We start from the raw sequence: 23829 nt of genomic DNA, 5'->3' as shown, positions 1-23829 counted from the left end.
TTTTTTCTTGCGGAATCCTGTGTTTTAAGTGCAAAGAGAAAAGGAATGGAAATAAACAGTGAAAAAAAGACTAATCGCCGGATAGGAGGCAATATCTATGAGCTTGATTAAAGGAAAATTGGGTCTGGGTACGGCGCCGCTTGGAAATATGTTCAGGGAGGTTCCGGAGGAAGAAGCGCGGAAAACGATTGAAACCGCCTGGGATCTCGGAATCCGTTATTTTGATACGGCCCCGTTTTACGGAGCGGGATTAGCGGAACTGCGTCTGGGGGAAGTTTTATCCAAATACAATCGCGATGACTATTTCTTATCAACGAAAGTGGGCAGGGTGATTGAAGATGAAACAGAGGAAAAGGAAGGGATGTTTGAGCATGGCCGCAAAAATAAAATAACCACGGATTACAGTGAAGATGCGACCCTGCGATCGGTCGAGCAAAGCTTGGAGCGGTTAAAAACGGATCGTCTGGACTTTGTATATGTGCACGATGTTTCGCCCGATTTTCTCGGTGACGAATGGGTAACACAGTTTGATATTGCACGAAAAGGAGCGTTCCGTGTGCTGTCCCGCCTTCGTGACGAAGGAGTGATTAAATCATGGGGTCTGGGAGTCAATCGGACAGAACCAATCGAACTTGCCATTGAACTGGAAGAAACACGCCCGGACATCAGCCTGCAAGCGACCCATTATACGCTATTGAACCATGAGCATGCGTTGCTTAAGTTAATGCCAAGAGCTGCGGAGAAAAATGTAAACATTGTTGTCGGCGCTCCGTTCAATTCGGGAGTATTGGTTGGAGGAAATCATTTCGATTATGGAGATGTTCCCAATGAAATTGCTTCAAAAGCGAACCAGATCAAACAGATTGCTGAAAAGCATCAGGTGAGTATTAAAGCTGCCGCACTTCAATTCTCCATGGCCCATCCCGCAGTAGCTGCTGTCATTCCCGGCTCTACTCGGGTGGAACATGTGAAAGAGGATGTAGCTGCCTCCAAGGAAGAGATTCCTTCTGCCTTCTGGAAGGAGTTAAAAGAACAGAATCTTGTGTCTCCAGATGCCCCAATGCCGATTGATTAAACGAGAAACGTACACATAATAAAAAGCTTCTCCCAGGTTAAAAAGGAGAAGCTTTTTTCTATTAATTTTCCACTTTCTCCGCAAAAGCCTCTGGAATCATCGTAAAGCCTTCGATGACGGTGTCTTCTTCCACTTCAATCATGAGGTAGCGTTTGCCGCTGAGATGGACTTGTTTGACGTATCGCAGGTCCTGTGGGCTGATGGAGATGTTAGCTACTTTTGTGTTGATTTTAATGGATTTTGAATTATACTTCGGAACGACGCTGCTAGCTTTGATCTCGTACTTGTCATCATCGATCACATTTTTGAAGGCTAACTCTACCTTTTCCGTGTTGATGTTTTCAAGGCCGCTCATCTTGAGCACCCGTTCCACGTCCTTGGTGTCCAATTTTGGTTGTTCTTCCTCTTCATTTTCTTCAATCATTCGGTGAATTTCTTCATAAACATTGGAGAGAGTGGATGTATTTAATTGATCACTGGTTACGTTTTTAATAATTTCTTCAAAAACGGCTTTATCATCCTTTGCTGTCATCATTTCTTCAGCGTTTAACACTTGCTCTATGAATGAATAATCAGGCTCATGGACTTTCCCTGTCGAATACAGGATGTGATTGACATCGGCTGCATTATCAGTAAAGCAAGGAAACAGGAATCCGGCGATTGGTGCATTCAGGTTGATGATAGGATCAAGCACAAAGTTGTATTTGAACTCTTTTTCCACATAGTCAAACAGCAGTTCCTTTTTAGGGTCTTGCGTATTGTTAATACTGCAAAGAATAAAGGGATGAGAGTAAACGGCATCGTGTCCATTTTCCTCAGAATCGGCACCACGGCGTTTCGTCGGTTTGAAGTATTCTCCTTTAATGAAGGTAATCACGATATCCATCTCATATAGCCGATCCTGCAGCATTTTGCCTACCATTTGGAGCATTCGCTCTTTCCAGTCATCGGTATCACTGCTGAGCAAACCTTGATGGAGGATGAGCTGGCTGCTGTTCTCAGCATTACGTTGAAACTTTAATTCAAAGAGCTTCTCATCCAGGTTGCCGGCAAGTAATTTTTTAAAATTGTTCAGAAACAGCTCTTGTTGTTCAGAATCTAGCATTTCAAAAGGCTGGCTCTGGTGATGATAAATGTCACTCGATTCTTTCGTTATATACACATTAAAGATGGTGGAGATGTTAAGTGAAGCATTTTCTTTTTTAAATTGTTTTCGCAGCTGTGCGATATCTTTTTTGTTCATAGTTTAATACACTCCTAAGTTGCCCTGATTTGTAAATTTGAAGGTAGAAAGGGCTCTCCACCTTGAGTATGAAGCAGCATTTATTTTAACATAAATTGTTTATACTTAGGCGAGTTAAGGGTGATGGGGTTTTTCTGCAGAGGAGTGGACAAGTGGCTCTTTTATGTATCTTGTATCGCTGGGCGATATGCAAGTTTGTCAAAAAATCTTCATATTTAACGAAATGATATAATTAGATAGGTATATCTCATCATAATAAAAATGCTAAAGTTTTTCGTATCACTGGGCGATATAACTTGCGAATGTAACCTGCATAATAAACTATTAAATAGAAAAGGAGGCCCGATATGCGACGTGATATACAACCGAATGAACGAGCTTTCTCCTCCAAGGAAGTCGCGGAGGCAGTGGGGATTGCAACCCCCACTGTTCGAAAGTATGGACAAATTTTAGAGCGAAATGGATATGAGTTTTTGAAAGATGGTGATCGGCGTATCTTTGTAAAATCTGACATCCAAGCGCTTATAGCGCTTCGCGATACGGCCAACTCCCTGGATGATACAGCTAAAGATCTAGTAGATCTGCAAAAAGAGAGATTAAAAGAATCCAATGAAACAGAGATTGCTGTATCCGATACATATGAAGAGTTACCCCACGACCCCAATCAACTAAAAGAAGCCTTAATGATTTTATTCAAGGAACTCGCAGCCACCCGTGAAATGAATGTCCAACTGACCAACGATATGTCCCAGCTTAAAACAACAGTTTCCCGACTCCAGCAAGATCATCATGTTATAAGTTCTAGTATTGGAAATTCAGCGCAAAAGACTAATGCTAAAATTGAAAAATTAACTGAACAACAAAAACACCATTACAAAACATTGCTGCAGCAAGAAAAACAAAAAAGTGAACTCTTACAAAAAGAAATACAAAACATGCGGGACGAACAGAAAAGAGAATGGAGTTCACAAAGTGATTTTAATAAACGTTTAGAAGAAGCGATACAAAAACGTAATGGGAAATGGGGTAAGCTTTTCTCCATATTCGGAAAATAAGGTGCAGAAAGGTTTCATATCGCAGGGCGATATAACATGAGATTGCGATTGATTTTGCTAGAGACCTTGTGTATCAAAAAATACCATTCAGAATTCACGATTTTCACAAATTAGCTATTTCCCGAGAAATATCTACAAATTCTGAGTAGATATCGACAAAGTCAAAAGCCAAGACGACAAGGAATATTATAAAAATCCAAAAAAAAAGATGAACTCTGTTAAATCCAGAGATCATCTCTTTTAAACTGATTGTGTATTTTTACATGTCTTTACCTTTAAACACTCGAGTCGGGTACCGTCTTGGATTTGAGCTTCATGTTTACAAACAATATACTAATAACGATAAATAAAAGACCGACTACTAAATTCAGGGTAATATTTTCATGTAACAAGAAAGAACTGCAAAGGATGGCGATGAGCGGGATCAGGAAAGTGAATGATCCGACTTTGCTCGCTTCGCCTGAACCGACGAGTGTAAAGAATGCCAGCCAGCCAAAGGCAATGACAAAGGTAGAGATGAATAATAAGTTTGCTATAAATGGTATTTCCCACTGGATATTTGACCAGCTCTCAAATTTGGAGCCTACACTTAATAAGAAGAGCCCACCCATAATAAGCTGTACGGTAACCATCCAGATCGAATCAACACGATCACCTGTTTTTTTAACATAAACCGTGCCCAATCCCCAGCCTACTGCAGAGCCAAGAGCCAGGATAATACCAACAGCTGAAATACCACCTGTAAATCCGCTTGCACTTATAATTGCAACACCTGTGAAGCCAAGGAGTAATCCAATCATTTTTAATCTATACATCGATTCCCCAAGCCAAATCCAACAGAAAATCCCGAGCAGCACCGGCTCGATGAATACAATTGCAGAAAACAATCCAGCTGGTGCATAACCAAGACCTACCGTTTGAAGACCATAAAAAAGGATGATGTTAAAAAAAGCTGAAATAAAGTAAAAATGCCATGTTTCTTTAAATCGAAGCCTTTTATATCTTGGAAGGGCAAAAATAAGTAAAATAAGGCCGCCCAAAATCGTTCTAATTCCGGCAAATAATAATGGGGGAGTATAGCTAAGTGCGATCTTGGATAATGGCCAATTGACACCCCACATAATCACAAGAAATGTAAGCAGTAAGACTGTATGTGTTCGCGAAAGTTGTTTCATCGTTGTGCCTCCTTGACATACGTACCTAAGCAATAATACGCCTTTAAAAATTAATATAACAAGTTAAATGCTCTGCCCTCGTTTAAATAGACATAAGTTTTCGTTTCGTCTTTTGTAGCGGGAGAACATGTGTATCCCTTTCATTAATGGCACGCTTAATTTCTCCTAAAAGGATTGTTTCGTTTTTGATAAGCAGTTGCTTGTCTTCAACGTTTAGCTGTAGTTTTACTATAGTAGAAAATGCTGATTGTTATGTATTGCTCCAAAAAGAGCTGAAGTAAAAAAAGACTATCCTGGTCTTTTAGATATTACTTCTGTTAGGGCATTTACATCCAATGTATCGGACGATGTACCAAAGCCAACAAAAGACCCAAGTGAAATTCATTGAAGATCTTTTTTATTTAAACAAAATGCATGCTTGATAAAATGGAAGTTGAGGCGGTTGAGAACCTCGATCAAAAACAAGCGTCATCTTTAATAGAATTCCTCAAGAAAGGGGCGGATAGGCTCTTTTTTGTATGTTTTGTATCACTGGGCGATATACGAATCCATCAAAAAACCCCATAATTAGGAGAAAAGGAGGTCCGATATGCGAAATGATATACAACCAAATGAACGAGCTTTCTCTTCCAAGGAAGTGGCAGAAGAAGTGGCGATTGCAACACCCACTGTTCGAAAGTATGGCCAAATCTTAGAGCGAAATGGATATGAGTTTTTAAAAGATGGCGATCGGCGTATCTTTGTTCAATCCGACATCGAAGCGCTTATAGCGTTACGCGATACGGACAAGCCCCTGGACGATACAGCTAAAGACCTTGTGTATCAACAAAAAGAAAGAGTAGAAGGATCCAATGAAACAGATGAAACAGAAATTGCGATACCCGATACATATGACAATTTACCCCGCGATTCCAAACAATTGAAAGAGATCTTAATGTTTTTGGCTAATGAACTCGCAGCCACACGTGAAATGAATGTCCAATTGACAAACGATATGTCACAGCTTAAAACAACCGTTTCCCGGCTCCAGCAAGATCATCATATTATCAGTTCTACGATTGGAAATTCAGCACAAAAAACGAACGCTAAAATTCAAAAATTAACTGAACAGCAAAATCTCCATTACGAAACGCTGCTGCAACAAGAAAAACAAAAAAGTGAATTCTTACAAAAAGAAATACAAAACATGCGGGATGAACAGAAACAAGAATGGCGTTCACAAAATGATTTTAATAAACGTTTAGAAGAAGCTGTACAAAAACCAAAAGGAAAATGGGAGAGGCTTTTCGCCATATTCCTAAAATAAGGTGGTACAAGAAAACGAGGGCTCAATTGAAATTTATTGGAGATTTGTTTAAGCGATATGCAACTGAGGCGGTTGAGAACCTTATCTAAAATAAGAGTCATCCTTAATGAGCTGCTTTAGAAAGAGGTTGATCGGCTCTTTTTTTGTTTCGTATCGCAGGGCGATATAAGTTACGAACAGACGAGCATTCTCTCCCAAGGAAATGGACAGAAGAAGTGGTGAACCAAAACCCACTATTCGGAAGTATGGCCAAATCTTAGAACGGAATGGATATGTGTTTTTAAAAGATGGCGATTGATGTTCTTTGGTCAATCTGACATCGGAGCGCTTATAGCGCTGCCCGATATGGACAAGCCCCTAGACGATACAGGTAAAGAACTTATGTATCAACAAACACCATTCGGATTCACCATTTTTCAAATTTCAACAATTTCCCGAGAAATATCTACAAATTCTAAGTAGATATCGACAAAATTAGAAGCCAACCTATATGGAACTTATATCATTATTTTTCTTTTTTCGATACTAAGCTACCGAAAGCTTTTGTAATGTGATTTTACTTCTTATCGCTCTCATTATTCTCGCGGTATTGGCAGCGGGGTAAATTAATATTGTATAGAGCCGGCTATTTTTAGCTGACCCAGGGCTTTTCTCATATGGAAAAACCCGGAGTCCCAATTAAGGAATTCCGGGTTTTTGTGGCTGTTATTTTGTAATATCAGACAAAATTTCATAGGAACGCAGGCGTTTTTGATGATCATAAACTTGAGCGATCGCCATGATTCATCGGCTTGGCTCATGTCTAAAAATTTCTGCAGCTTCTCCTTAACTGTGTCAGGATTTCCGATGATGGAAGGACCTAACTGATGCTGAAGCGGAACTTTATCCTTCATACAAAGGGGGAGTAGTCTTGTTCATCTGCGTTTCTCAGGCTTCCTTGACAGGCTGGCTTCGAAACGACATGCCGTATACGCCGCTCTTCCTTGCCAAACAATTTTACCTGCTGTTGCCTGGTTACCGCGATAAAGAGTTGTAATGGGTTTGCGCTGAACAATTCTTTGGCGGCAAGGGACGAATCTGCACGTTCGCCACATGCTGATTGGAGAAAGAGATTTATAAGCAGAAAAGTAATTTGAACTTAAGTGATTTCACTTCTGACTGTCAGCTATTGTGAGTAAACTGCAATGCTTTCTTGTTATCTGAATTGGAGGGTTAGTTGGATAATAAGGGGGAAGGTAAAGAATAGTATGAAGTTGTATTTTAAGAAACAACAAATACATTCTTATATTTTCAAACAGTATGTTATACTGTTAATTAACCTGTGTAGCGATAAACCATTTTTCAAATACCTTGTACCACGTCCCTGCTCGAATGTTGAGTGGGGTTTTTTTATGGAGTAATAAATATAAACAATAAAAAACAGGCTCTATATATAGAGCCTGTTTGTATATGCTAATTTAAGTTTATGCTTTTTGAACGTTAGCAGCTTGAGCTCCACGAGCACCTTGCTCAACGTCAAATGATACTTTTTGACCTTCATCTAAAGACTTGAAGCCATCAGATTGAATGGCAGAGAAATGTACGAATACATCATCACCATTTTCACGTTCGATAAATCCAAAACCTTTTTCTGCATTAAACCATTTAACTGTACCATGTTCCATATTTGTTGCCTCCTAGTGCGTTACCACACAATATATTACTATCCCTGCCCAAAGTGATGATTAACTATCGTTTACACCGAACAAAAATAATTCTATATCTATCATAACAGGAATCGGAAGATGTTGCAAATCACTGGACCTTAAATAAAATATGCTTAATCTTAAGGTTGGAAAGGTGGCTTTGCCTTCTTCAGAGAAAAGGGTAATATTTTTATCACCAAATTGGGGAAAGATCAAGTTTGAATGGACACGTGAGGTGGGCTTCTTTACCTGTACCCTTTGAAGTACCCAGTTTGTTGCTCTAAATATATTTATACAATATTCAAAAGATAATTGAATTCAATAACAGCATGTTTTAGTTCTTTATTTAATAAGTCCAAGCAATGTCTTTATACAAGCATAAAATAGAATATATAATAAAAAAATTAACTTTAAGGAGTTTTATGTTTATGTTTTTTAAGAATTGTGAGGAGTCTTCAACATCTTCACATGATTGCAAAAAAAAATCCCGTTCCTTTGTCCACTTGAAGTGTAAAAAATTAATACTAAAAAAAGCTTCTTCATGCTGCGAAAAAGAGTCCTCAAGCTCTTTTCATCATGAGTTTATGAGTGAATCCTCAAGCTCCTCTCATCATGAGTGCAAGAAAGAGTCCTCAAGCTCCTCTCAGTGCATAAAAGAATCATCGAGCTCTTCTCATCATGAGTGCAAGAAAGAATCATCAAGCTCTTCTCATCATGAGAGTAAAGACCCCTCAAGTTCTTCACATCATAAGAGTAAAAAAGAATCTTCAAGTTCTTCACACCAAAAGAGTAAAAAAAGTTCTTCTCAACATAAGAATAAAAAAGAATCCTCATCTTCTAAATGCTGCAAGAAGAGGATAGAATGTGATCCTTGCTGGGGGAAAATGAATCATAATAAGTGGGTAAAAAAACTCGGTCCTGCACCAGGATTAGAATAGATGTATGGTAAGACAGCTTATTTTTAAGCTGTCTTTTTTTTAATAGAATTCAAGCTCATTTGCAAAAAGTTAGACAAGTTGTCTCCCATAAGCTATTTGCAGGTTTAAAACAGCCATTCAAGATTAACGCACATTTTACGGTTAATCTTTCACGATTCGCCATATTTTTACATAGTATATTGAGAGATTAAGAGATTTACTCTTTCTCTCAGATCGTTTAATAGGAGGTGACTCACATGTCATCTTTTAGCAAGCACTGTAAACGTTCATCTCACCGATCAAGTAAACAAAAATGCAAACGTTCATCATCAAGTTCATCATCAAAGTTTGTATTTAAATGCAAAAAAGTAAAAAAGAAAAAGCGTCGTCACAGCTAATGCTCTAAAATCTGAATGGAAGTTAAGTCTATCTCTTCGGAGGTAGGCTTTTTAAATTGTATTCTTTCCTTACTGGATATGAATTTTTTTGTTCTTTTCAAAAGAAAAATGCAATAAATTAATATAATAAAATCTTCTCAATCAAAGGAGGGTGAAGGATGGACTTGATCAATAACTTTGCGCCATATGTGGGGCTTGCTGTCGTTCTGTATGCAATCCGCCAAACGTCGAAGGTTTCGAACCGGTATATTCCAATTGTGGCCATTGTGCTGGGAGTGCTGTATTCATTCTGGGAAGCAGGAGGAGCCACTCCGCATAGCACGTTAGTGGGACTGAAATACGCGCTGCTCGGCATCGGAACCGTAGCGGGGGTTAAGTATTTCATAGAATCATCCGGCAACAAGTAATGAGTATAGAAGTAAGCGAGGCCGCCGTATCTAGGCGGCTTTTTAATTTTCTGTCGAAAACAAGGAGTTAAGGCCGCTGATTGCGAATGTAATTAAAATAGGAAATAGAACCTAGACTGCTTTTGGGGGATTAGGGTTATCTGGCATAATTCGGGGGAATATCTTTCTTAGATGTTGCATCGAATCGCCTATTATAAAGGGGGATGACCGCATGAGTATAAACAAAGTTAAGTTTGACAGCTACCGTTCGGAACTGGAAGCTGTTATTAAAAATATAGAACATGTCATGGTAGGAAAGAAGCAGGTTTCAGAGTTAAGCATTGTGGCTCTGCTTGCCGGAGGGCATGTTTTGCTTGAAGACGTTCCGGGGGTCGGGAAGACCATGATGGTTCGTGCCATCGCCAAGTCGCTGGGACTCCAGTTCAACCGGATCCAGTTTACTCCCGATCTTTTGCCTTCTGACATAACCGGGGTTTCCATTTTTAATCAGAAGGAAATGAACTTTGAATTTCGAGCTGGACCGCTTATGGGAAATGTTATACTCGCCGATGAAATCAACCGAACCTCCCCGAAAACACAATCAGCCCTCTTGGAATCCATGGAAGAGAAAAGTATCACCGTTGACGGCCACACCCACATCCTGCCGAATCCCTTCTTTGTCATGGCCACACAAAATCCGATTGAATACGAAGGAACCTATCCCCTGCCTGAAGCTCAGCTTGACCGTTTTCTCCTGAAATTAAATATGGGCTATCCGACGCCTGATGAAGAATTATCGATCTTAAGCTTGATCGTGCAAGACCATCCGATCGATAACCTGAAGCCTGTCGTTACCACAGAGGAACTGAACGGAATGAAAGAGCAAGTGAAAGCCGTGTATGTCGATGAAACCGTAAAAAAATACATCATTGACCTTGTAAACCGCACACGCAATCACCGTTCCATCTATCTTGGAGCCAGTCCGAGGGGATCGCTGGCGCTTATGAAGGCCGCCCAGGCACACGCTTTTATGATGGACAGGGATTTTGTGGTGCCGGACGATGTAAAATATCTCGCGCCATACGTCCTTACTCACCGCATCCTTTTAAAACCTGAAGCCAGATTTGAAGGAGAGACGCCGGATACCGTCATCCGTGATCTACTGAACCGTGTGCCTGTTCCAATCCAGAAAGGGCAGCATGCCAGATGAAACGGCTAAAGTGGAAGCTGAACAGCAAATATAAAACCCCGCTTGGCCTTGCCGGCATCGTACTCCTTCTCGGACTGACCTTTTCGTACGCCATGTTTCAGGGTGGGTTTGTGAGCTGGTTTTTGTTTTACAGCGTTTTTCCTTTTACCGTCTATACGGTGACGATGGTCTTTTATCCGCTTCATAGAATACAGATGACGAGGGAACTGAGCAAGGATCTACTCATGGCCGGTGAGGAACTGACCGTGACCATCCGCCTTAAACGAAAAACACCTTTTCCTCTCTTTTATCTTGTCATCCATGATGAGATTCCCGCTCCCTTATATAAAGAAGCGCTGCACGGGGGGGAAGAAGATCAGATTCATTCCCGGGTGTTGTTTTTTCCGTTGTTTAAAAAGAATCTTGTCTACACATACCGCATCAAGCCTGTGCCGCGCGGCGTTTATGAGCTGAAGAGCATCGCGCTGAAAACAGGAGATGTGTTCGGTTTCGTGCAAAAAGAGATAAAAATAAACCTGTCTGATAAGGTCTTCATCTATCCAAGGTATCAGGAGATCGAGCGCTGGGAGATGGACAAGCATCTTCAGAGCGGGATTCAGCGGGCCGGAAGAAAATCGCTGACTGACTATACGTCGACGGTAAGCGTGAGGGATTATGCCCCCGGCGATAAGCTATCCTGGCTGCATTGGAAGGCAAGCGCGCGTTCCAACAAACTGCTGACAAAAGTTTTTGAGCATCAGCGGAATGACGATTATGTCATCGTACTGGATCAATCCGCAGAAAGCTACGGCAATCAAGACTGGCTTTTTGAAAAGGCCGTTTCCTTTGCGGCCACCATCACGCATTACTCCGTGCAAAAAGGGGCCTCAATAGGTCTATACAGTTCCCGGAATAAAGGGCAGCTTTTGATGAACAGCGGAACCGACCACGAATGGCGGATCTTTCATGAACTTGCGAGCGTTCAGCCGGATATAAAAAAGCCTTTTTATGAATGGCTGAAACAGGAATTTATCGATGGCAGGCTGGAGGGAAGAACTGTTGTCATCATCTCGCCGCTGCTGGATGATGTAATGATCAGGACACTGGAAATGGTTACAGCCCGGCAGGCTAACGCAGTGTATTTTTATATGTCGGCCAATGACAGGCTCCACTCTCAAGAACTCACGTCCATCCATCGTTTAAACAATAGTTTAATTCCTGCGGTTTCCATTTACGGGCCGAGGTTCAGTGACGCATTAAAGGCAGGTGCAAACCGTGCAAGCATTTAAAGATAACCGGCCATCCCCAATTTACTCTCTTGTTCTTTATGCTCTCGGGTTTATGCTCCTGTGGGAGTGGCTCAGGCCGCTGACCCAGATTACGTCCACTGAGGATACGCAGGTCTTTGTTGTGTTTACTGCGTTTTTGTTTATTATTACGTACTTCAAACTGCCGGTGTGGCTCTCATTCCCGATCAAGTTAATCGCCCTGCTGTATGCCGTACATGCCCTGTATTATCCGGATGTTTTTCTATCATTCCAATGGGTTCCTCACCTGATCGGTGACCTGGAAAGTAATCTGATGTTCATCTGGAATCAGGAATGGACGGAAATGTCTTCGCTGAGCAGATCTCTTTTGTTCTTTGTACTGCTCTGGCTCGTGAGCTATCTCATGCATTACTGGCTCATTCAGGCGAAACGAATTTTTTTGTTCTTATTTATAACCGTTCTATATATCACGGTCCTTGATACGTTTACCCCGTATGATGCGAAGATGGCGATCGTGCGCACTGTGTTTATCGGGCTGGTTCTTGTCGGCATCTTAAGAATTATGAAAATCGTGGAGACCGAAGGGTTTTCGCTCATGAAAGGACGGTTTCCCATCATGTGGATGGTGCCGATCACCGTGGTCATCGCCCTGTCTTCCACGCTCGGCTTGCTTGCGCCTAAAGCATCTCCGCAATGGCCGGACCCGGTTCCTTTTATCGCGTCCATGTCGGATAAAGGTGAAGAAGGTTCAGGCATCAACAGCAAGTTTGCCCGAATCGGCTATGGCACGAATGACAGCCATCTTGGAGGGCCGTTCGAATTTGATTACAAAGAGGTTTTTACCGCGACCGTAAAAGAAAAGCATTACTGGCGGGTCGAAACGAAGGACGCCTATACCGGAAAAGGGTGGGAAAACTCTTTCTCCCCGGAATTTCATGCGCTAAACCCGCAATCGGTGGAGTATACTGCTCCAATCTCCAGTCTCATTGAACCGGGGGGAGCTCAGATGATGAAAGAGAAAGCCACCATCAAAATGGCGAAAACCTATCCGTTCGTCCTTTCACCAGGCGTCATTACTTCCATTCAAGCCAAAAAAAATGTTGATTTTATGCTTGATCCGCTGACCGGAAAGATTGATACGATGAGCGGGGGCGATCCAACGAGACTAAAGAAATACCAAATGGAATATGAGCTTCCGCAATACGATGAGAAAAAATTGCGGGAAAGCAGCCAGTCCTATCCGCAGTATGTGACCGAATACTATCTGCAGCTTCCAAAAGAGCTCCCTTTACGAGTCAAAAAACTGGCGGCATCTATCGTAAAGAATGCTGAAAATCCGTATGATAAAGCCAAGGCGGTAGAGAATTTCTTTTCGCTGAATAACTTTGGATACGATACCGTCGATGTGAGAGCACCAAAGAAAAACGAAGATTACGTGGATAAGTTTTTGTTTGATGCGAAGAAGGGGTACTGCGATAACTTTTCAACATCCATGATCGTGCTGCTTCGATCAGTCGGCATTCCTGCCCGCTGGGTGAAGGGCTTTACATACGGAGAGTATCAGGAAACGAAAAACATGAATAAGACGTATAAAGTTACGAATGCCAATGCCCACTCCTGGCCGGAGGTTTATTTTTCAGGAGTCGGCTGGGTGCCTTTTGAACCAACAAGAGGGTTTTCCAACCCAAGCCAGATTGAAGAGGAAGTGAAGAGCGCGGCGGCGTCAGTTGCTTCTCCTGTAAAGAAGAAAAACAAACAGGAAGTGCAGCCTGACGAGAAGGACCAATCGGCGAGCAAGGGACAAAATGGAGATGGAAGTTTAGCCATCCTGGGCAAATCCTTGCTGTACGCGATTCCGCTTATCTTTGCAGCAGCACTCCTTGCTCTTGTGTTCCGGAAAAAATGGCTCCGTCAGTATTACATCTGGAGATTCCGCAGGCGAAAAGGGACAGGAACATTTGCAGATGCGTATGACCGCTTGCTCTGGCTGGCCCAGCTTTACGGGTTGAAAAAGGATCCTTCCTATACACTCAGGGAATATGCGGTCTATGTTGACCGTTCACTTGATACTCGGGATATGAGAATGCTGACTTCTGCTTATGAATCTCTGCAATACGGCAATAGGAAGACTGCTGATCAATGGACAGATACCAACAAGAAATTGTGGGAAAATTTAATTAAAAAGCTGCGGGGTTGACCGTCTGACAAGCCATTGTTAGAATGTGCTTAAGATACAATGCCGTCAATATTATTCTCCTTCGTATATCCTCGATAATAAGGATCGAGAGTCTCTACCGGGCCGCCGTAAATGGCCTGACTATGAAGGCAGGGTTCTTTATGCACAACCGGAATTCTGCCTTTGTTTTTTTTGCTGAAAAAACAGAGCTGGGATTCCGGTTTTTTGTTAATGAAAAGGATATGTTAGGGTAAATTTGGCAAATACTACGGAAAGATCAATAGATGGGGTGACAGAATGAATTTAGCCAGTGAAATGATCGTCGTTCTAGACTTTGGGGGCCAATACAACCAGCTGATCGCAAGGCGTATTCGTGATCTTGGGGTATACAGTGAACTGCTTCCGCACACAACGACTGCAGAAGAAATCAAGAAGTTGAATCCAAAAGGAATCATCTTCTCTGGAGGACCGAACAGCGTATACGCACCGAATTCGCCTTCAGCGGATGAAGCGATTTTTGACCTTGGCATCCCTGTACTGGGAATCTGCTACGGTATGCAGCTCATGACTCATCACTTCGGTGGAAAAGTAGAGCGCGCCAACCACCGTGAATACGGGAAAGCAGAAATTACGATTGCAAATGAAAGCAAGCTGTATCAAGATCTTCCAAAACATCAGGTGACATGGATGAGCCATAGTGATCTTGTTGTTGCTCCTCCACAAGGATTTGTAACCGACGTGACGAGCATTTCCTGTCCGGTAGCGGGAATGAGCGACATCTCCCGCCACTTGTACGGCGTTCAGTTCCATCCTGAGGTCCGCCACAGCGAATATGGAAATGAGATGCTAAAGAATTTTATTTTTGCCATCTGTGAATGTGAAGGCAGCTGGACGATGGAAAACTGGATCGAGGACGAACTGGAGAAAATCCGCCAGCAAGTCGGAGATAAAAGAGTGCTTTGTGCTCTATCAGGCGGCGTCGATTCTTCCGTTGTTGCGGTATTGATCCATAAAGCGATCGGCGACCAGCTGACTTGTATTTTTGTAGACCATGGACTTCTTCGCAAAGGTGAAGCGGACAGTGTTATGAAAACCTTCAGTGAAGGGTTCCACATGAACGTGATTAAAGTGGACGCGAAAGACCGTTTCCTTGGCAAGCTTAAGGGAGTTTCTGACCCTGAAATGAAACGTAAAATTATCGGCAACGAATTCATCTACGTGTTTGACGAAGAAGCGAGCAAGCTTGAAGGCGTGGATTACCTTGCACAAGGTACGCTTTACACGGACATCGTAGAAAGCGGAACAGCTACAGCTCAAACGATCAAGTCCCATCATAATGTAGGCGGACTTCCTGAAGACATGAAGTTTACCTTGATTGAGCCTTTGAACACACTCTTTAAAGATGAGGTTCGTAAGGTTGGTACAGAGCTTGGTATTCCTGATGCGATTGTTTGGCGCCAGCCGTTCCCGGGTCCTGGACTAGGAATCCGTGTCCTTGGCGAGATTACAGACGAGAAGCTTGAGATTGTCCGTGAATCTGACTTCATCCTGCGGGACGAAATCAGTAAAGCAGGACTTGAACGGGATGTATGGCAATACTTCACGGTCCTTCCTGATATCCGCAGTGTAGGGGTAATGGGAGACATGAGAACGTACGATTACACAATCGGTATCCGTGCGGTTACATCCATCGACGGAATGACATCCGACTGGGCGCGGATTCCGTATGAAGTGCTGGAGAAAATATCTACGCGCATTGTAAACGAAGTCAACCATATCAATCGTGTAGTGTATGACATTACGTCCAAGCCGCCTGCAACGATTGAATGGGAGTAATAAACGAACGTTTTATAAATTTCCAATAAAAATATTCGGAAATAGATTGACGAAATCTGTAGCAATTTGTATAATTTCCATGTAAACAGTATAAAAGTCACAGATTTTAAAAGCAGTATTGCTTTTAGCGCTGAGACAATCGTCTTTTCGTATAAATTCGGGGATATGGCCCGAAAGTTTCTACCAGGCTGCCGTAAATGGCCTGACTACGAAGGTACATGGAATATCATATGAATTCAGGTTTATACACTGATTCCGTCATGTGATTTCTATACCCTTTGTATGTTAGCTCAAGGTAGAGAGACCTTGAGCTTTTTTGTTTTTCCATACTAGATAATCAGGGGGATTATGATGAAGAACTACTTTAACTTTGATGAACATGGTACAACCTACCGAAAAGAATTTATTGCCGGACTGACCACGTTCCTGGCCATGGCTTACATCCTCTTCGTTAACCCTTCGATCCTTGGTCAGACGGGGATGGATAAAGGAGCCGTGTTTACGGCAACAGCGCTCGCAGCGGCTTATGGTACACTGTTTATGGGCCTTGTAGCCAAATACCCGATCGCTCTTGCACCCGGGATGGGATTGAATGCGTTCTTTACATTCTCGGTCGTGCTTGGCATGGGAATTCCTTGGCAGACGGCGCTTTCTGGTGTTTTGTTATCTGGACTTATCTTTATTGCGATTACTGTTTTTAAAATTCGTGAAACCATCATTAACGCGATCCCGGTAGAACTGAAATACGCAACAGCCTGCGGAATCGGTTTGTTCATTGCCTTTATCGGATTAAAAAGTGCAGGAATCGTTGTTGCCAATGAAGCAACATTCGTAGGATTGGGACACTTGACGAAGCCTGATACATTGCTTGCCATCTTCGGATTTATCGTAACCATTCTAATGGTCGTCCGCGGAGTAAAAGGCGGAATCTTCTATGGTATGGTCATTACCGCTGTTGTCGGTATGATCTTTGGATTGATCGATGCCCCTCATCAAATCGTTGGTAAGGTGCCAAGCCTTGCTCCAACATTCGGCGAAGCTTTCACTAATTTCGATAAAATATTTACACCGCATTTAATTGTAGTTGTATTAACGTTCTTCTTCGTTGATTTCTTTGATACAGCCGGTACGATCATGGCGGTTGCAAGCCAGGCTGGAATTATGAAAGACAACAAGCTTCCACGTGCAGGACGAGCTTTATTGGCAGATTCTTCTGCGATTGTTGTCGGTGCGACTCTGGGTACATCTTCAACAACTGCATATATTGAATCAGCATCCGGTGTTGCTGCTGGCGGACGTACAGGATTTACATCGGTTGTTACAGGTTTGTTCTTATTGCTGGCATTATTCTTCTCACCGTTATTGGTGGTTGTAACACCTGCAGTAACCGCTCCGGCATTGATCGTTGTCGGTGTCCTCATGGTTGGGGTTCTTGGCAAGATTGAATGGAGCAAGCTTGAAATCGCGGTTCCAGCATTCTTAACGATTATCGCAATGCCGCTTACGTACAGCATTGCCACAGGGATCGCGCTAGGATTCGTTATGTATCCTGTAACGATGCTTGTTAAAGGACGAGGAAAAGAAATTCATCCGATCATGTATGTATTGTTCTTGATCTTTATCTGTTACTTTGCTTTCTTGGTGGAGTAGGAAATATAAACGAGGCGCTCAGACAGTGTACCTGTCTGGGCGTTTTTTTTTTTTGTGTGAAAATGATGTGTTTTGCAAGTAAAGATCCTGTTTCTGCAAGTAAATCGTGTCGAATCGCAAGTAACTGATTCGTTTTCGCAAGTAAAGCGTGTCGAACCGCAAGTAAAAGCGGCAAATCCGCAAGTAAATGTTCGATTAAACAGAACTGAAGACCCTTGTTCAAAAATCATCTGGGATATATAGTATAAAAACGTAAAAAATAGGGAAATAGTCTCGTAGTATGACAGAATCACGAACTTATCTACACTTTTCCATTATTTTTCCTTACAATAAGGGTAATTAATTGAAACTATTAAACTATAGGGGTCGAATAAAACATGGATTATCGTCTTCAAGCAACACAGCAAACACCAGCGTACATCATGTACCTGCTCGATATCAGCGCGTCCATGAACCAGATGATGGACGCCGGGAACGGACAGGAAAAAAGAAGGATCGATGTGGTAACGAGCGCACTGAACTCCGCGATCCGGCAGATGGTGTTCCGTTCAACTAAAGGCAGCAGGCTTAGCCCGCGCTATAAGGTTTCAATTTTAGCCTACAGTGACAATGTCTTTGATGTATTGGGCGGAATAAAAGGCATTGATGAGCTTGCCAGAATGAAGCCGCTTGATAATATCCAAACCCAGCGGCTGACCAACACAGCCAAGGCTTTTGCTGCTGCAGAAAAAATTCTCCTGCAGGAATTGGAAAAGATGCAGGACTGTCCTGCTCCATTAATATGCCACATGACTGACGGAGCTTATACGGGGGAAGATCCTGAGCCAATCGTCCAAAGAATCATGAACCTATCAGTGCCAGACGGAAAAGTGCTCGTCGAGAATATTTTTATCTCCGACGAAATTTTATCCAAGCCCATTGAGAACTCCAAAAAGTGGCCGGGTATCATGTATGAAACGGTGCTCGATGAAGACTATGGCAACAAGCTGAAACGCCTTTCCAGTCCTTTGCCGGAGAGCTATCGGGAAATGATGATTGAAACTGGCTATAAAATTGAACCCGGAGCGCTGATGATGCTGCCGGGCACGAATGCTGACCTGGTTTCTCTCGGATTTCAGATGTCTGCCTCCACACCGGTCCGTTAATATACATTTAAAATTTCCATAAACCCTGAGGTGAATCCATGTATACGTATTATAGTGATCAAAAGAAAGAAACTCCGGTATCGTCTGTTTACCGGGATCCTTTTTCTATCCGTTACGGTTATGCAAGGTCCAGTGAGACACAGGAAGCTGATGATTCAGGACAGGATTTTTTAGCGTTTGAAGTGAAAGATCGAAGCCTCGTTTTTGCAGTCTGCGATGGGGTAAGTCTGTCCTTTTGCGGGGATCTTGCCGCTCGCTTTTTATCTGAAAAGCTTATTCAGTGGCTAGGGGAGCTTCCAGCTGATGAGTATAGGGATGAAGCCGGCGTTAAAGAGAAACTCGCCTCATATCTGACAGAGCTGACAGTGGAAGGGACAGAGACGATCAGAAAACATCGTCTGCCGAATTTCATGCCGCCTATTTTAAGAGAAGTGCTCGAGGAAAAACGGACAAAAGGCAGCGAAACGATGTTCATCTGCGGCCGGATCGACATGGCAGATGAGATGACCAGCCAAGCCGGCATGTTTCTTGCGTCTTCAGGAGATATACGATTAAGAGTCTGGAACTCCTCAGGGGAAGTAACGTCTGATGGCAAAATACAACCCGAAACAAAAAAACGATGGTCAACAAAGGACGGGCTTATCGGCGGAGACATTCATACCGTAACGGGGCAAGCATTCGGCGAAGTACGCCGGATCGCGGTTTATTCTGATGGGTTTTCAGCGATTGACGGCTTGAAGCAGCTGCCATCAACGGATCAGCTGCAAATCCTTGTGAAAAAATCGCTCCAATCTCCGCTAAGTGATGACTTGTCTTTTTTAGACATCGCCTGGTAGAAAGGAAGAGAATCAATGGAAGAGATTATTGTTTCCTTTATACATAATGACAGTGAAAAAGATTTGCGCCTGCCCAACCATCTCGAAAGCAAAAAAATTGCCGAAGCGCTTCACGAATGGGCAGGGCATGCGATGGGATGGGGAGAAGAGCCCTATGACCTTGAATATTCCTTTAATCAAAAAAACTGGTTCCGTTTGGAGAAAAAGAAATCGCTGGCTGATGCTGGGGTTTGGGACGGTTCTTTTTTACGGTTCAGCAAAGAGCCGCAGTCATCACTCCCAAAAGAAGATGACTTTATGGCCAGTGATGATTACACGGAAGACGATCAGCCCGAGGAACAGACCAGTATGGATTATGCATGGAAAATTATCGATTAAGGAGGGAACGAGATGAGGAAGTCGCCGTATTTTAAACGATCTCCGCGGTTAAAGCTCGTGATGCCTTCAGGAAGGATGGTCGTTCACCGTCCAAAAGGTGAACCGGCAGAGCCGAAATTTTCATTCGAGTCCATGATCATTCCAATCTTTCTGACGCTCGCAACCGTAGGAATCATGTACTATATTTCAAAAACGATGTACAACAGTGCGAGCTATGCCATTTTTATGATGGCGATGAGTATTCCGATGCTCGGCTCCTATATTGCGACGATCATTCTTTTTTTCAAAAAGAAGAAAGCATACAAGCTTGAAGTGGAGCAGCTGCACAATGAGTATTACGAACAGATTAAGAAGCATCATGGAGAAATTGAAGACCTGAAGAACAGGCAGTCCCGTTTTCTTCGGGAAAAAGATCCGAATCCTCAGGACTGTGTACGCCGGATTGCAGACCGAAAGAGTTCGTTATGGGAACGAGCCTATAATTCTGAAGACTTTATGGACTTGCGCCTCGGCCTCGGTTCTCGTCCGTTTAAAATGGAGATTGAAGTACCGGCACAGGATGGTTATGATGTGAATCCGCTCATTGCGGAAGCGCAAAAATTGCAGACCGAATACCGTGAGCTGCAGAATGTCCCGGTTTCGATCCCGCTTCAGGAAAAGCGTGTGGTCGGACTGGTCGGGGAGCGTGCGGATATCCTGGAGATGGCCCGCGTACTGGCTCTTCAGCTTGTCACCCACCAATCTCCGGAAGAAGTGAAGCTTGTCAGTGCCTATCCTGAAATCGAAAGCGAACAGTGGAGCTGGATGAAATGGCTGCCTCACGTTTGGGATGAGGACCGGGAAAGGCGGTATGTAGCTGAAGGAAAGCTGATGACACAGAAACTGTTTGAAAGGCTGTACAGCAGCCTCAACATCAGAAAGCTTGAAAATGATGGAAAAGATGATGACGTTGTTCATATTCCTGAATATGTCTTTTTCCTGCCAAGCCTTTCTCTGCTGGAGGATGATTCCCTCTTGCCGCTCATTTTAAAACAGGGAGATTCGATCGGCGCATCCGCCATTCTGCTTGCTCCGACGAAAGAAGCACTGCCGATGGAGTGCGAACTGATCGTTGAAGTGAGAGACGGTGTGGCTCAATTGTATGAAACGTTCTCCAATGACCAGGATGAAGTGGTTTACTTTACTGGCTCTGAAAAAATAGCGATCGACCACTTTACGCTGACCGAGGCAAAAACGATGTCACGTATGATTGCACCGCTAAGGGTGAAGCAGTCCTCTGCAGGAGTAATCCCCAAGGTTCTGCCGTTTTTGGATATGTACGGCGTGAAAAAAGTAGAAGAACTGGATGTTGTGTCCAAGTGGAGCCAAAACCGCTATCCGACTACGCTTCCTGTCGCGATTGGAGTAAGAGAAGGCCGCAAACCGGTCTATTTGAACATCCACGATAAGATTGAAAAGAAAGGCCATGGTCCGCATGGTCTGATGGCAGGCACGACCGGTTCAGGAAAAAGTGAAGTCATCCAGTCGATGATTCTTTCTCTTGCGGCCACTTACCACCCGCATGATATGGCGTTCATGCTCATCGATTATAAAGGCGGCGGAATGTCCAATACGTTCCAAGGACTGCCGCATGTCGTGGCAACCATTACAAACTTGGAGGATCCTAACCTGATCAACCGGGCGAAGGTCTCGCTGCGAGCTGAGCTGGAGAGGCGCCAGAAGCTGTTTAACCGGGCGGGCAACATTCAGCATATTGATGAATACTTCCGATCCGAGTGGAAGACAAAAGAACCGCTGCCTCACTTGTTCATCATCATTGATGAGTTTGCCCAGCTGAAAAAAGATCAGCCAGAATTCATGGATGAGCTGATTTCGATCGCCGCGATCGGGCGTACGCTTGGCGTCCATCTTCTGCTCGCTACACAGAAACCAGCCGGAGTAGTGGATGAGAAGATCTGGAGTAACTCCCGTTTCCGCATCTGTCTGCGGGTACAGGATGATAACGACAGCCGCGAAATGATCAAGATTCCAAACGCTGCGAGCATCAACGTTCCTGGACGGGCCTATTTCCAGGTCGGCAACAACGAAGTACTGGAATACTTCCAATCCGCTTGGAGCGGGGCAGGGTATCATCCTGAGAACGAGGAAGAGGCCAATATTGCCACCATTTCCGAAGTGAAGCTCGATGGAACTGATGAAGTGCAAAAAAGAATCAAGACAGAAGGCAAGACCGCAGAAAAGCAGATTCAAGTGCTAATCCGGCATATGAAGGAAGAAGCGGAGAAGAACAATGTTCATCCGCTGCCGGGTCCTTGGCTGCAGCCGCTGCCTGAAAGTCTTCCGATCTCCGATTTGATAGAAACCGAGAATTGGACTTCCGGTGCTTGGGAATCGAGGGAAAAGTGGATGGAGCCGAAAGTCGGCATCATTGATGATGTGGGCAATCAAGCTCAGTATCCATTGGAGCTGGATCTGAAGGAAGGACACCTGATGGCATTCGGGATGCCTGGATCCGGGAAAACGACGTTCCTGCAGTCCACACTTCTTTCCTTGTTCTATCAGCATGGTCCACGCGATCTGCATACGTACATCGTGGACTTTAGCCGGCAGTTGAAAGACTTTGCCCGTTTTCCGCAAGTTGGCGGGGTCGTACATGAAGAAGATACGGAAAAATTGCAGCGGCTGTTCCGTTATTTCCTGAAAGAACTGGCGAAGCGGAAAGAGCTATTCTCCAATGAAGGGGTAAGCTCGCTCGAAACGTACCGCAGCATCACAAAAAAATCCCTGCCTGTCCTGCTGCTCGTGATTGACGGATATCACCGGTTCCGGTCAACGTTTGAATTTGAGAATGAGAAGCTGGAAACGATCCTTCGTGAGGGGGCGACTTACGGCATCCTTACGTTCGCTACGGCAAACCAGACGAACGACATGTACGAGCGCTATAGAAGCAACTTCGCCTCCATGGTCTCTTTTGAACTGGCTGACCATACCGATTACTACTATGCTGTTGGACGGCCGAATTTTGCTGCGGCCAACTTGCCGGAAGGCCGCGGGTTTGTGAAGGGACACAATCCGCCCCATATCTTTCAGGGGATGCTTCCTTATAACGGAGGGAGTGAGCTTGAAAAGGTATCCTTTATCCGGGAGATTTCCGGAAAGATGGCGGACGAGGCGAAAGGAGAACGGGCAAAACCAATTCAGATGCTTCCTCGCGAAATTTCCTTAAACCAGCTGCTGGACGAGTTTCCGACGGCAATTTCGAAACTGCTGCCGTATGGTATTGATGTAGAGGATTTGGACATCCAGTCGCTCGATCTGGATGATGCAGACCATGTGTTTGTCACGGGCCGTGTGGAATCCGGGAAAACGTCGCTTCTCCAAACGCTGGCCTTATCGCTGATGTACCAAAACCCTGCCGATCAGCTTGATCTCTATTTAATCGAGATGGAGCCGCAGACGAAAGGCATCATGAGCATGGCGGCCTTTCCTCATGTGAAGGGCTATGCAGCAGATTTCATGCAGGCAAAAGAGCTGTTCAGCGAGATTTCTGCCAAGATGGAGGAAAGAAAAAGCGACAGCCTCTCCTTCGGATGGGGGAACGGGCAAGAAGAAAATTCCTATCCTCCTGTTGTCATCATGATCGATGATGCGGAAAACTTTATGCAGCAGATGAATATGGATTTTGAGATCAAAGACCAGCTTGAGAAGCTGACGAGAGAGGCACGCCAGAAGAACATCCACTTTATGCTGGCAGGTTCGATTACAAGCATGAACAGCTATATGCATGATGGCTGGTTCATGAACATCAAGAAAAAGTTTGCCGGATTCCTGCTGGGTTCTACATTGAGCAATGATCTTTATTTCTTTAATATGCGCCTGCCTCATACGGAAACAGATAAAGAGCTTCCAGCAGGGGACGGCTACATCATCAAAGGAAAACATACGAAGATTAAAGCCGCTCTTCCTTTTATTACGCTTGAAGAACGAAATGAATGGGAGACTTTAGTCCGTGAAAAGAACCATGTTTTTGAAGCGTAGCTTACTATATATAGGTAAATTGTTACCAATTATGCTAGGAAAAAAGGATGAAAATGGATTTAAGATGTATCTA

At 43.7% G+C, this 23829-nt stretch carries 17 protein-coding genes and 2 riboswitches; of the genes, 14 read left to right on the top strand and 3 right to left on the bottom strand.

Annotated features, from left to right (window positions below; genetic code table 11):
• Positions 1–97: 97 nt before the first annotated feature.
• A complete protein-coding gene (locus AR335_RS21285; RefSeq protein WP_062239918.1) occupies positions 98–1075 on the top strand; it encodes an aldo/keto reductase in 978 nt (325 codons plus the stop codon).
• Positions 1076–1136: 61 nt separating this feature from the next.
• Here the strand turns inward: AR335_RS21285 and AR335_RS21280 are convergent, their stop codons facing one another.
• A complete protein-coding gene (locus AR335_RS21280; protein ID WP_062239910.1) occupies positions 1137–2318 on the bottom strand; it encodes a DUF4317 domain-containing protein in 1182 nt (393 codons plus the stop codon).
• A 347-nt stretch (positions 2319–2665) separates the two neighbouring features.
• Between AR335_RS21280 and AR335_RS21275 the strand changes: the two genes are divergently transcribed.
• Positions 2666–3373, top strand: a complete 708-nt coding sequence (locus AR335_RS21275; RefSeq protein WP_062239906.1) for a hypothetical protein — start codon at positions 2666–2668, stop codon at positions 3371–3373.
• 275 nt (positions 3374–3648) lie between these two features.
• On the opposite strand, the gene AR335_RS21270 is transcribed toward AR335_RS21275, so the two are convergent.
• Positions 3649–4548, bottom strand: a complete 900-nt coding sequence (locus AR335_RS21270; RefSeq protein ID WP_062239903.1) for a DMT family transporter — start codon at positions 4546–4548, stop codon at positions 3649–3651.
• Positions 4549–5137: 589 nt separating this feature from the next.
• Here AR335_RS21270 and AR335_RS21265 point away from each other — a divergent pair.
• Entirely contained in the window at positions 5138–5854 is a 717-nt protein-coding gene (locus AR335_RS21265) for a hypothetical protein (protein ID WP_062239900.1), read from the top strand.
• Positions 5855–6764: 910 nt separating this feature from the next.
• The gene (locus AR335_RS25320) at positions 6765–6890 is read left to right on the top strand and encodes a hypothetical protein (protein WP_255357620.1); all 126 of its coding nucleotides are present in this window, start codon (positions 6765–6767) and stop codon (positions 6888–6890) included.
• Between the two features lie 427 nt (positions 6891–7317).
• Here the strand turns inward: AR335_RS25320 and cspC are convergent, their stop codons facing one another.
• Positions 7318–7518 (bottom strand): cold shock protein CspC, encoded by a 201-nt coding sequence (cspC, locus tag AR335_RS21255; protein ID WP_053356043.1) that lies wholly within the window; start codon positions 7516–7518, stop codon positions 7318–7320.
• 1494 nt (positions 7519–9012) lie between these two features.
• Here cspC and AR335_RS21250 point away from each other — a divergent pair.
• The 10 genes from AR335_RS21250 (at position 9013) to essC (ending at position 23756) form a co-directional block, all read left to right on the top strand.
• Positions 9013–9261, top strand: coding sequence for a phage holin family protein (locus AR335_RS21250; RefSeq protein ID WP_062239894.1), 249 nt, complete (start codon positions 9013–9015; stop codon positions 9259–9261).
• 211 nt (positions 9262–9472) lie between these two features.
• Positions 9473–10450, top strand: a complete 978-nt coding sequence (locus AR335_RS21245) for an AAA family ATPase (RefSeq protein ID WP_062239891.1) — start codon at positions 9473–9475, stop codon at positions 10448–10450.
• Positions 10447–11718 (top strand): DUF58 domain-containing protein, encoded by a 1272-nt coding sequence (locus AR335_RS21240; protein WP_062239887.1) that lies wholly within the window; start codon positions 10447–10449, stop codon positions 11716–11718. The genes AR335_RS21245 and AR335_RS21240 overlap by 4 nt, the downstream gene beginning before the upstream one ends.
• A complete protein-coding gene (locus AR335_RS21235; RefSeq protein ID WP_062239883.1) occupies positions 11705–13894 on the top strand; it encodes a DUF4129 domain-containing transglutaminase family protein in 2190 nt (729 codons plus the stop codon). The genes AR335_RS21240 and AR335_RS21235 overlap by 14 nt, the downstream gene beginning before the upstream one ends.
• 41 nt (positions 13895–13935) lie before the next feature.
• Positions 13936–14037, top strand: a riboswitch (purine riboswitch).
• 133 nt (positions 14038–14170) lie between these two features.
• Positions 14171–15709 carry a glutamine-hydrolyzing GMP synthase gene (guaA, locus tag AR335_RS21230; RefSeq protein WP_053356036.1) on the top strand — a complete coding sequence of 513 codons (1539 nt, stop codon included), beginning with the start codon at positions 14171–14173 and terminating at the stop codon, positions 15707–15709.
• 127 nt (positions 15710–15836) lie between these two features.
• Positions 15837–15938: riboswitch (purine riboswitch) on the top strand.
• A 122-nt stretch (positions 15939–16060) separates the two neighbouring features.
• Complete coding sequence (locus tag AR335_RS21225) at positions 16061–17359, top strand: NCS2 family permease (RefSeq protein ID WP_062239879.1); 1299 nt, start codon at positions 16061–16063, stop codon at positions 17357–17359.
• A gap of 377 nt (positions 17360–17736) precedes the next feature.
• The gene (locus AR335_RS21220) at positions 17737–18504 is read left to right on the top strand and encodes a vWA domain-containing protein (protein WP_062239875.1); all 768 of its coding nucleotides are present in this window, start codon (positions 17737–17739) and stop codon (positions 18502–18504) included.
• 38 nt (positions 18505–18542) lie between these two features.
• On the top strand, positions 18543–19340 hold the full coding sequence (locus AR335_RS21215) for a PP2C family serine/threonine-protein phosphatase (protein WP_062239871.1): 798 nt from the start codon (positions 18543–18545) through the stop codon (positions 19338–19340).
• Between the two features lie 15 nt (positions 19341–19355).
• Positions 19356–19718 (top strand): EsaB/YukD family protein, encoded by a 363-nt coding sequence (locus AR335_RS21210; protein ID WP_062239868.1) that lies wholly within the window; start codon positions 19356–19358, stop codon positions 19716–19718.
• Positions 19719–19730: 12 nt separating this feature from the next.
• Positions 19731–23756, top strand: a complete 4026-nt coding sequence (gene essC / locus AR335_RS21205; RefSeq protein WP_062239865.1) for a type VII secretion protein EssC — start codon at positions 19731–19733, stop codon at positions 23754–23756.
• Positions 23757–23829 lie beyond the last annotated feature (73 nt).

Source organism: Fictibacillus sp. FJAT-27399 (genome assembly GCF_001510655.1).
Lineage (GTDB): Bacteria > Bacillota > Bacilli > Bacillales > Fictibacillaceae > Fictibacillus_C > Fictibacillus_C marinisediminis.
The sequence above is the reverse complement of the archived record's forward strand: the minus strand, read 5'-3'. Positions and strand labels throughout refer to the sequence as shown.

Coding starts and splice junctions, on each gene's coding strand:
- AR335_RS21285 (WP_062239918.1), top strand. CDS start 98: ATGAGCTTGATTAAAGGAAAATTGGGTCTGGGTACGGCGCCGCTTGGA.
- AR335_RS21280 (WP_062239910.1), bottom strand. CDS start 2,318: ATGAACAAAAAAGATATCGCACAGCTGCGAAAACAATTTAAAAAAGAA.
- AR335_RS21275 (WP_062239906.1), top strand. CDS start 2,666: ATGCGACGTGATATACAACCGAATGAACGAGCTTTCTCCTCCAAGGAA.
- AR335_RS21270 (WP_062239903.1), bottom strand. CDS start 4,548: ATGAAACAACTTTCGCGAACACATACAGTCTTACTGCTTACATTTCTT.
- AR335_RS21265 (WP_062239900.1), top strand. CDS start 5,138: ATGCGAAATGATATACAACCAAATGAACGAGCTTTCTCTTCCAAGGAA.
- cspC (WP_053356043.1), bottom strand. CDS start 7,518: ATGGAACATGGTACAGTTAAATGGTTTAATGCAGAAAAAGGTTTTGGA.
- AR335_RS21250 (WP_062239894.1), top strand. CDS start 9,013: ATGGACTTGATCAATAACTTTGCGCCATATGTGGGGCTTGCTGTCGTT.
- AR335_RS21245 (WP_062239891.1), top strand. CDS start 9,473: ATGAGTATAAACAAAGTTAAGTTTGACAGCTACCGTTCGGAACTGGAA.
- AR335_RS21240 (WP_062239887.1), top strand. CDS start 10,447: ATGAAACGGCTAAAGTGGAAGCTGAACAGCAAATATAAAACCCCGCTT.
- guaA (WP_053356036.1), top strand. CDS start 14,171: ATGAATTTAGCCAGTGAAATGATCGTCGTTCTAGACTTTGGGGGCCAA.
- AR335_RS21225 (WP_062239879.1), top strand. CDS start 16,061: ATGAAGAACTACTTTAACTTTGATGAACATGGTACAACCTACCGAAAA.
- AR335_RS21220 (WP_062239875.1), top strand. CDS start 17,737: ATGGATTATCGTCTTCAAGCAACACAGCAAACACCAGCGTACATCATG.
- AR335_RS21215 (WP_062239871.1), top strand. CDS start 18,543: ATGTATACGTATTATAGTGATCAAAAGAAAGAAACTCCGGTATCGTCT.
- AR335_RS21210 (WP_062239868.1), top strand. CDS start 19,356: ATGGAAGAGATTATTGTTTCCTTTATACATAATGACAGTGAAAAAGAT.
- essC (WP_062239865.1), top strand. CDS start 19,731: ATGAGGAAGTCGCCGTATTTTAAACGATCTCCGCGGTTAAAGCTCGTG.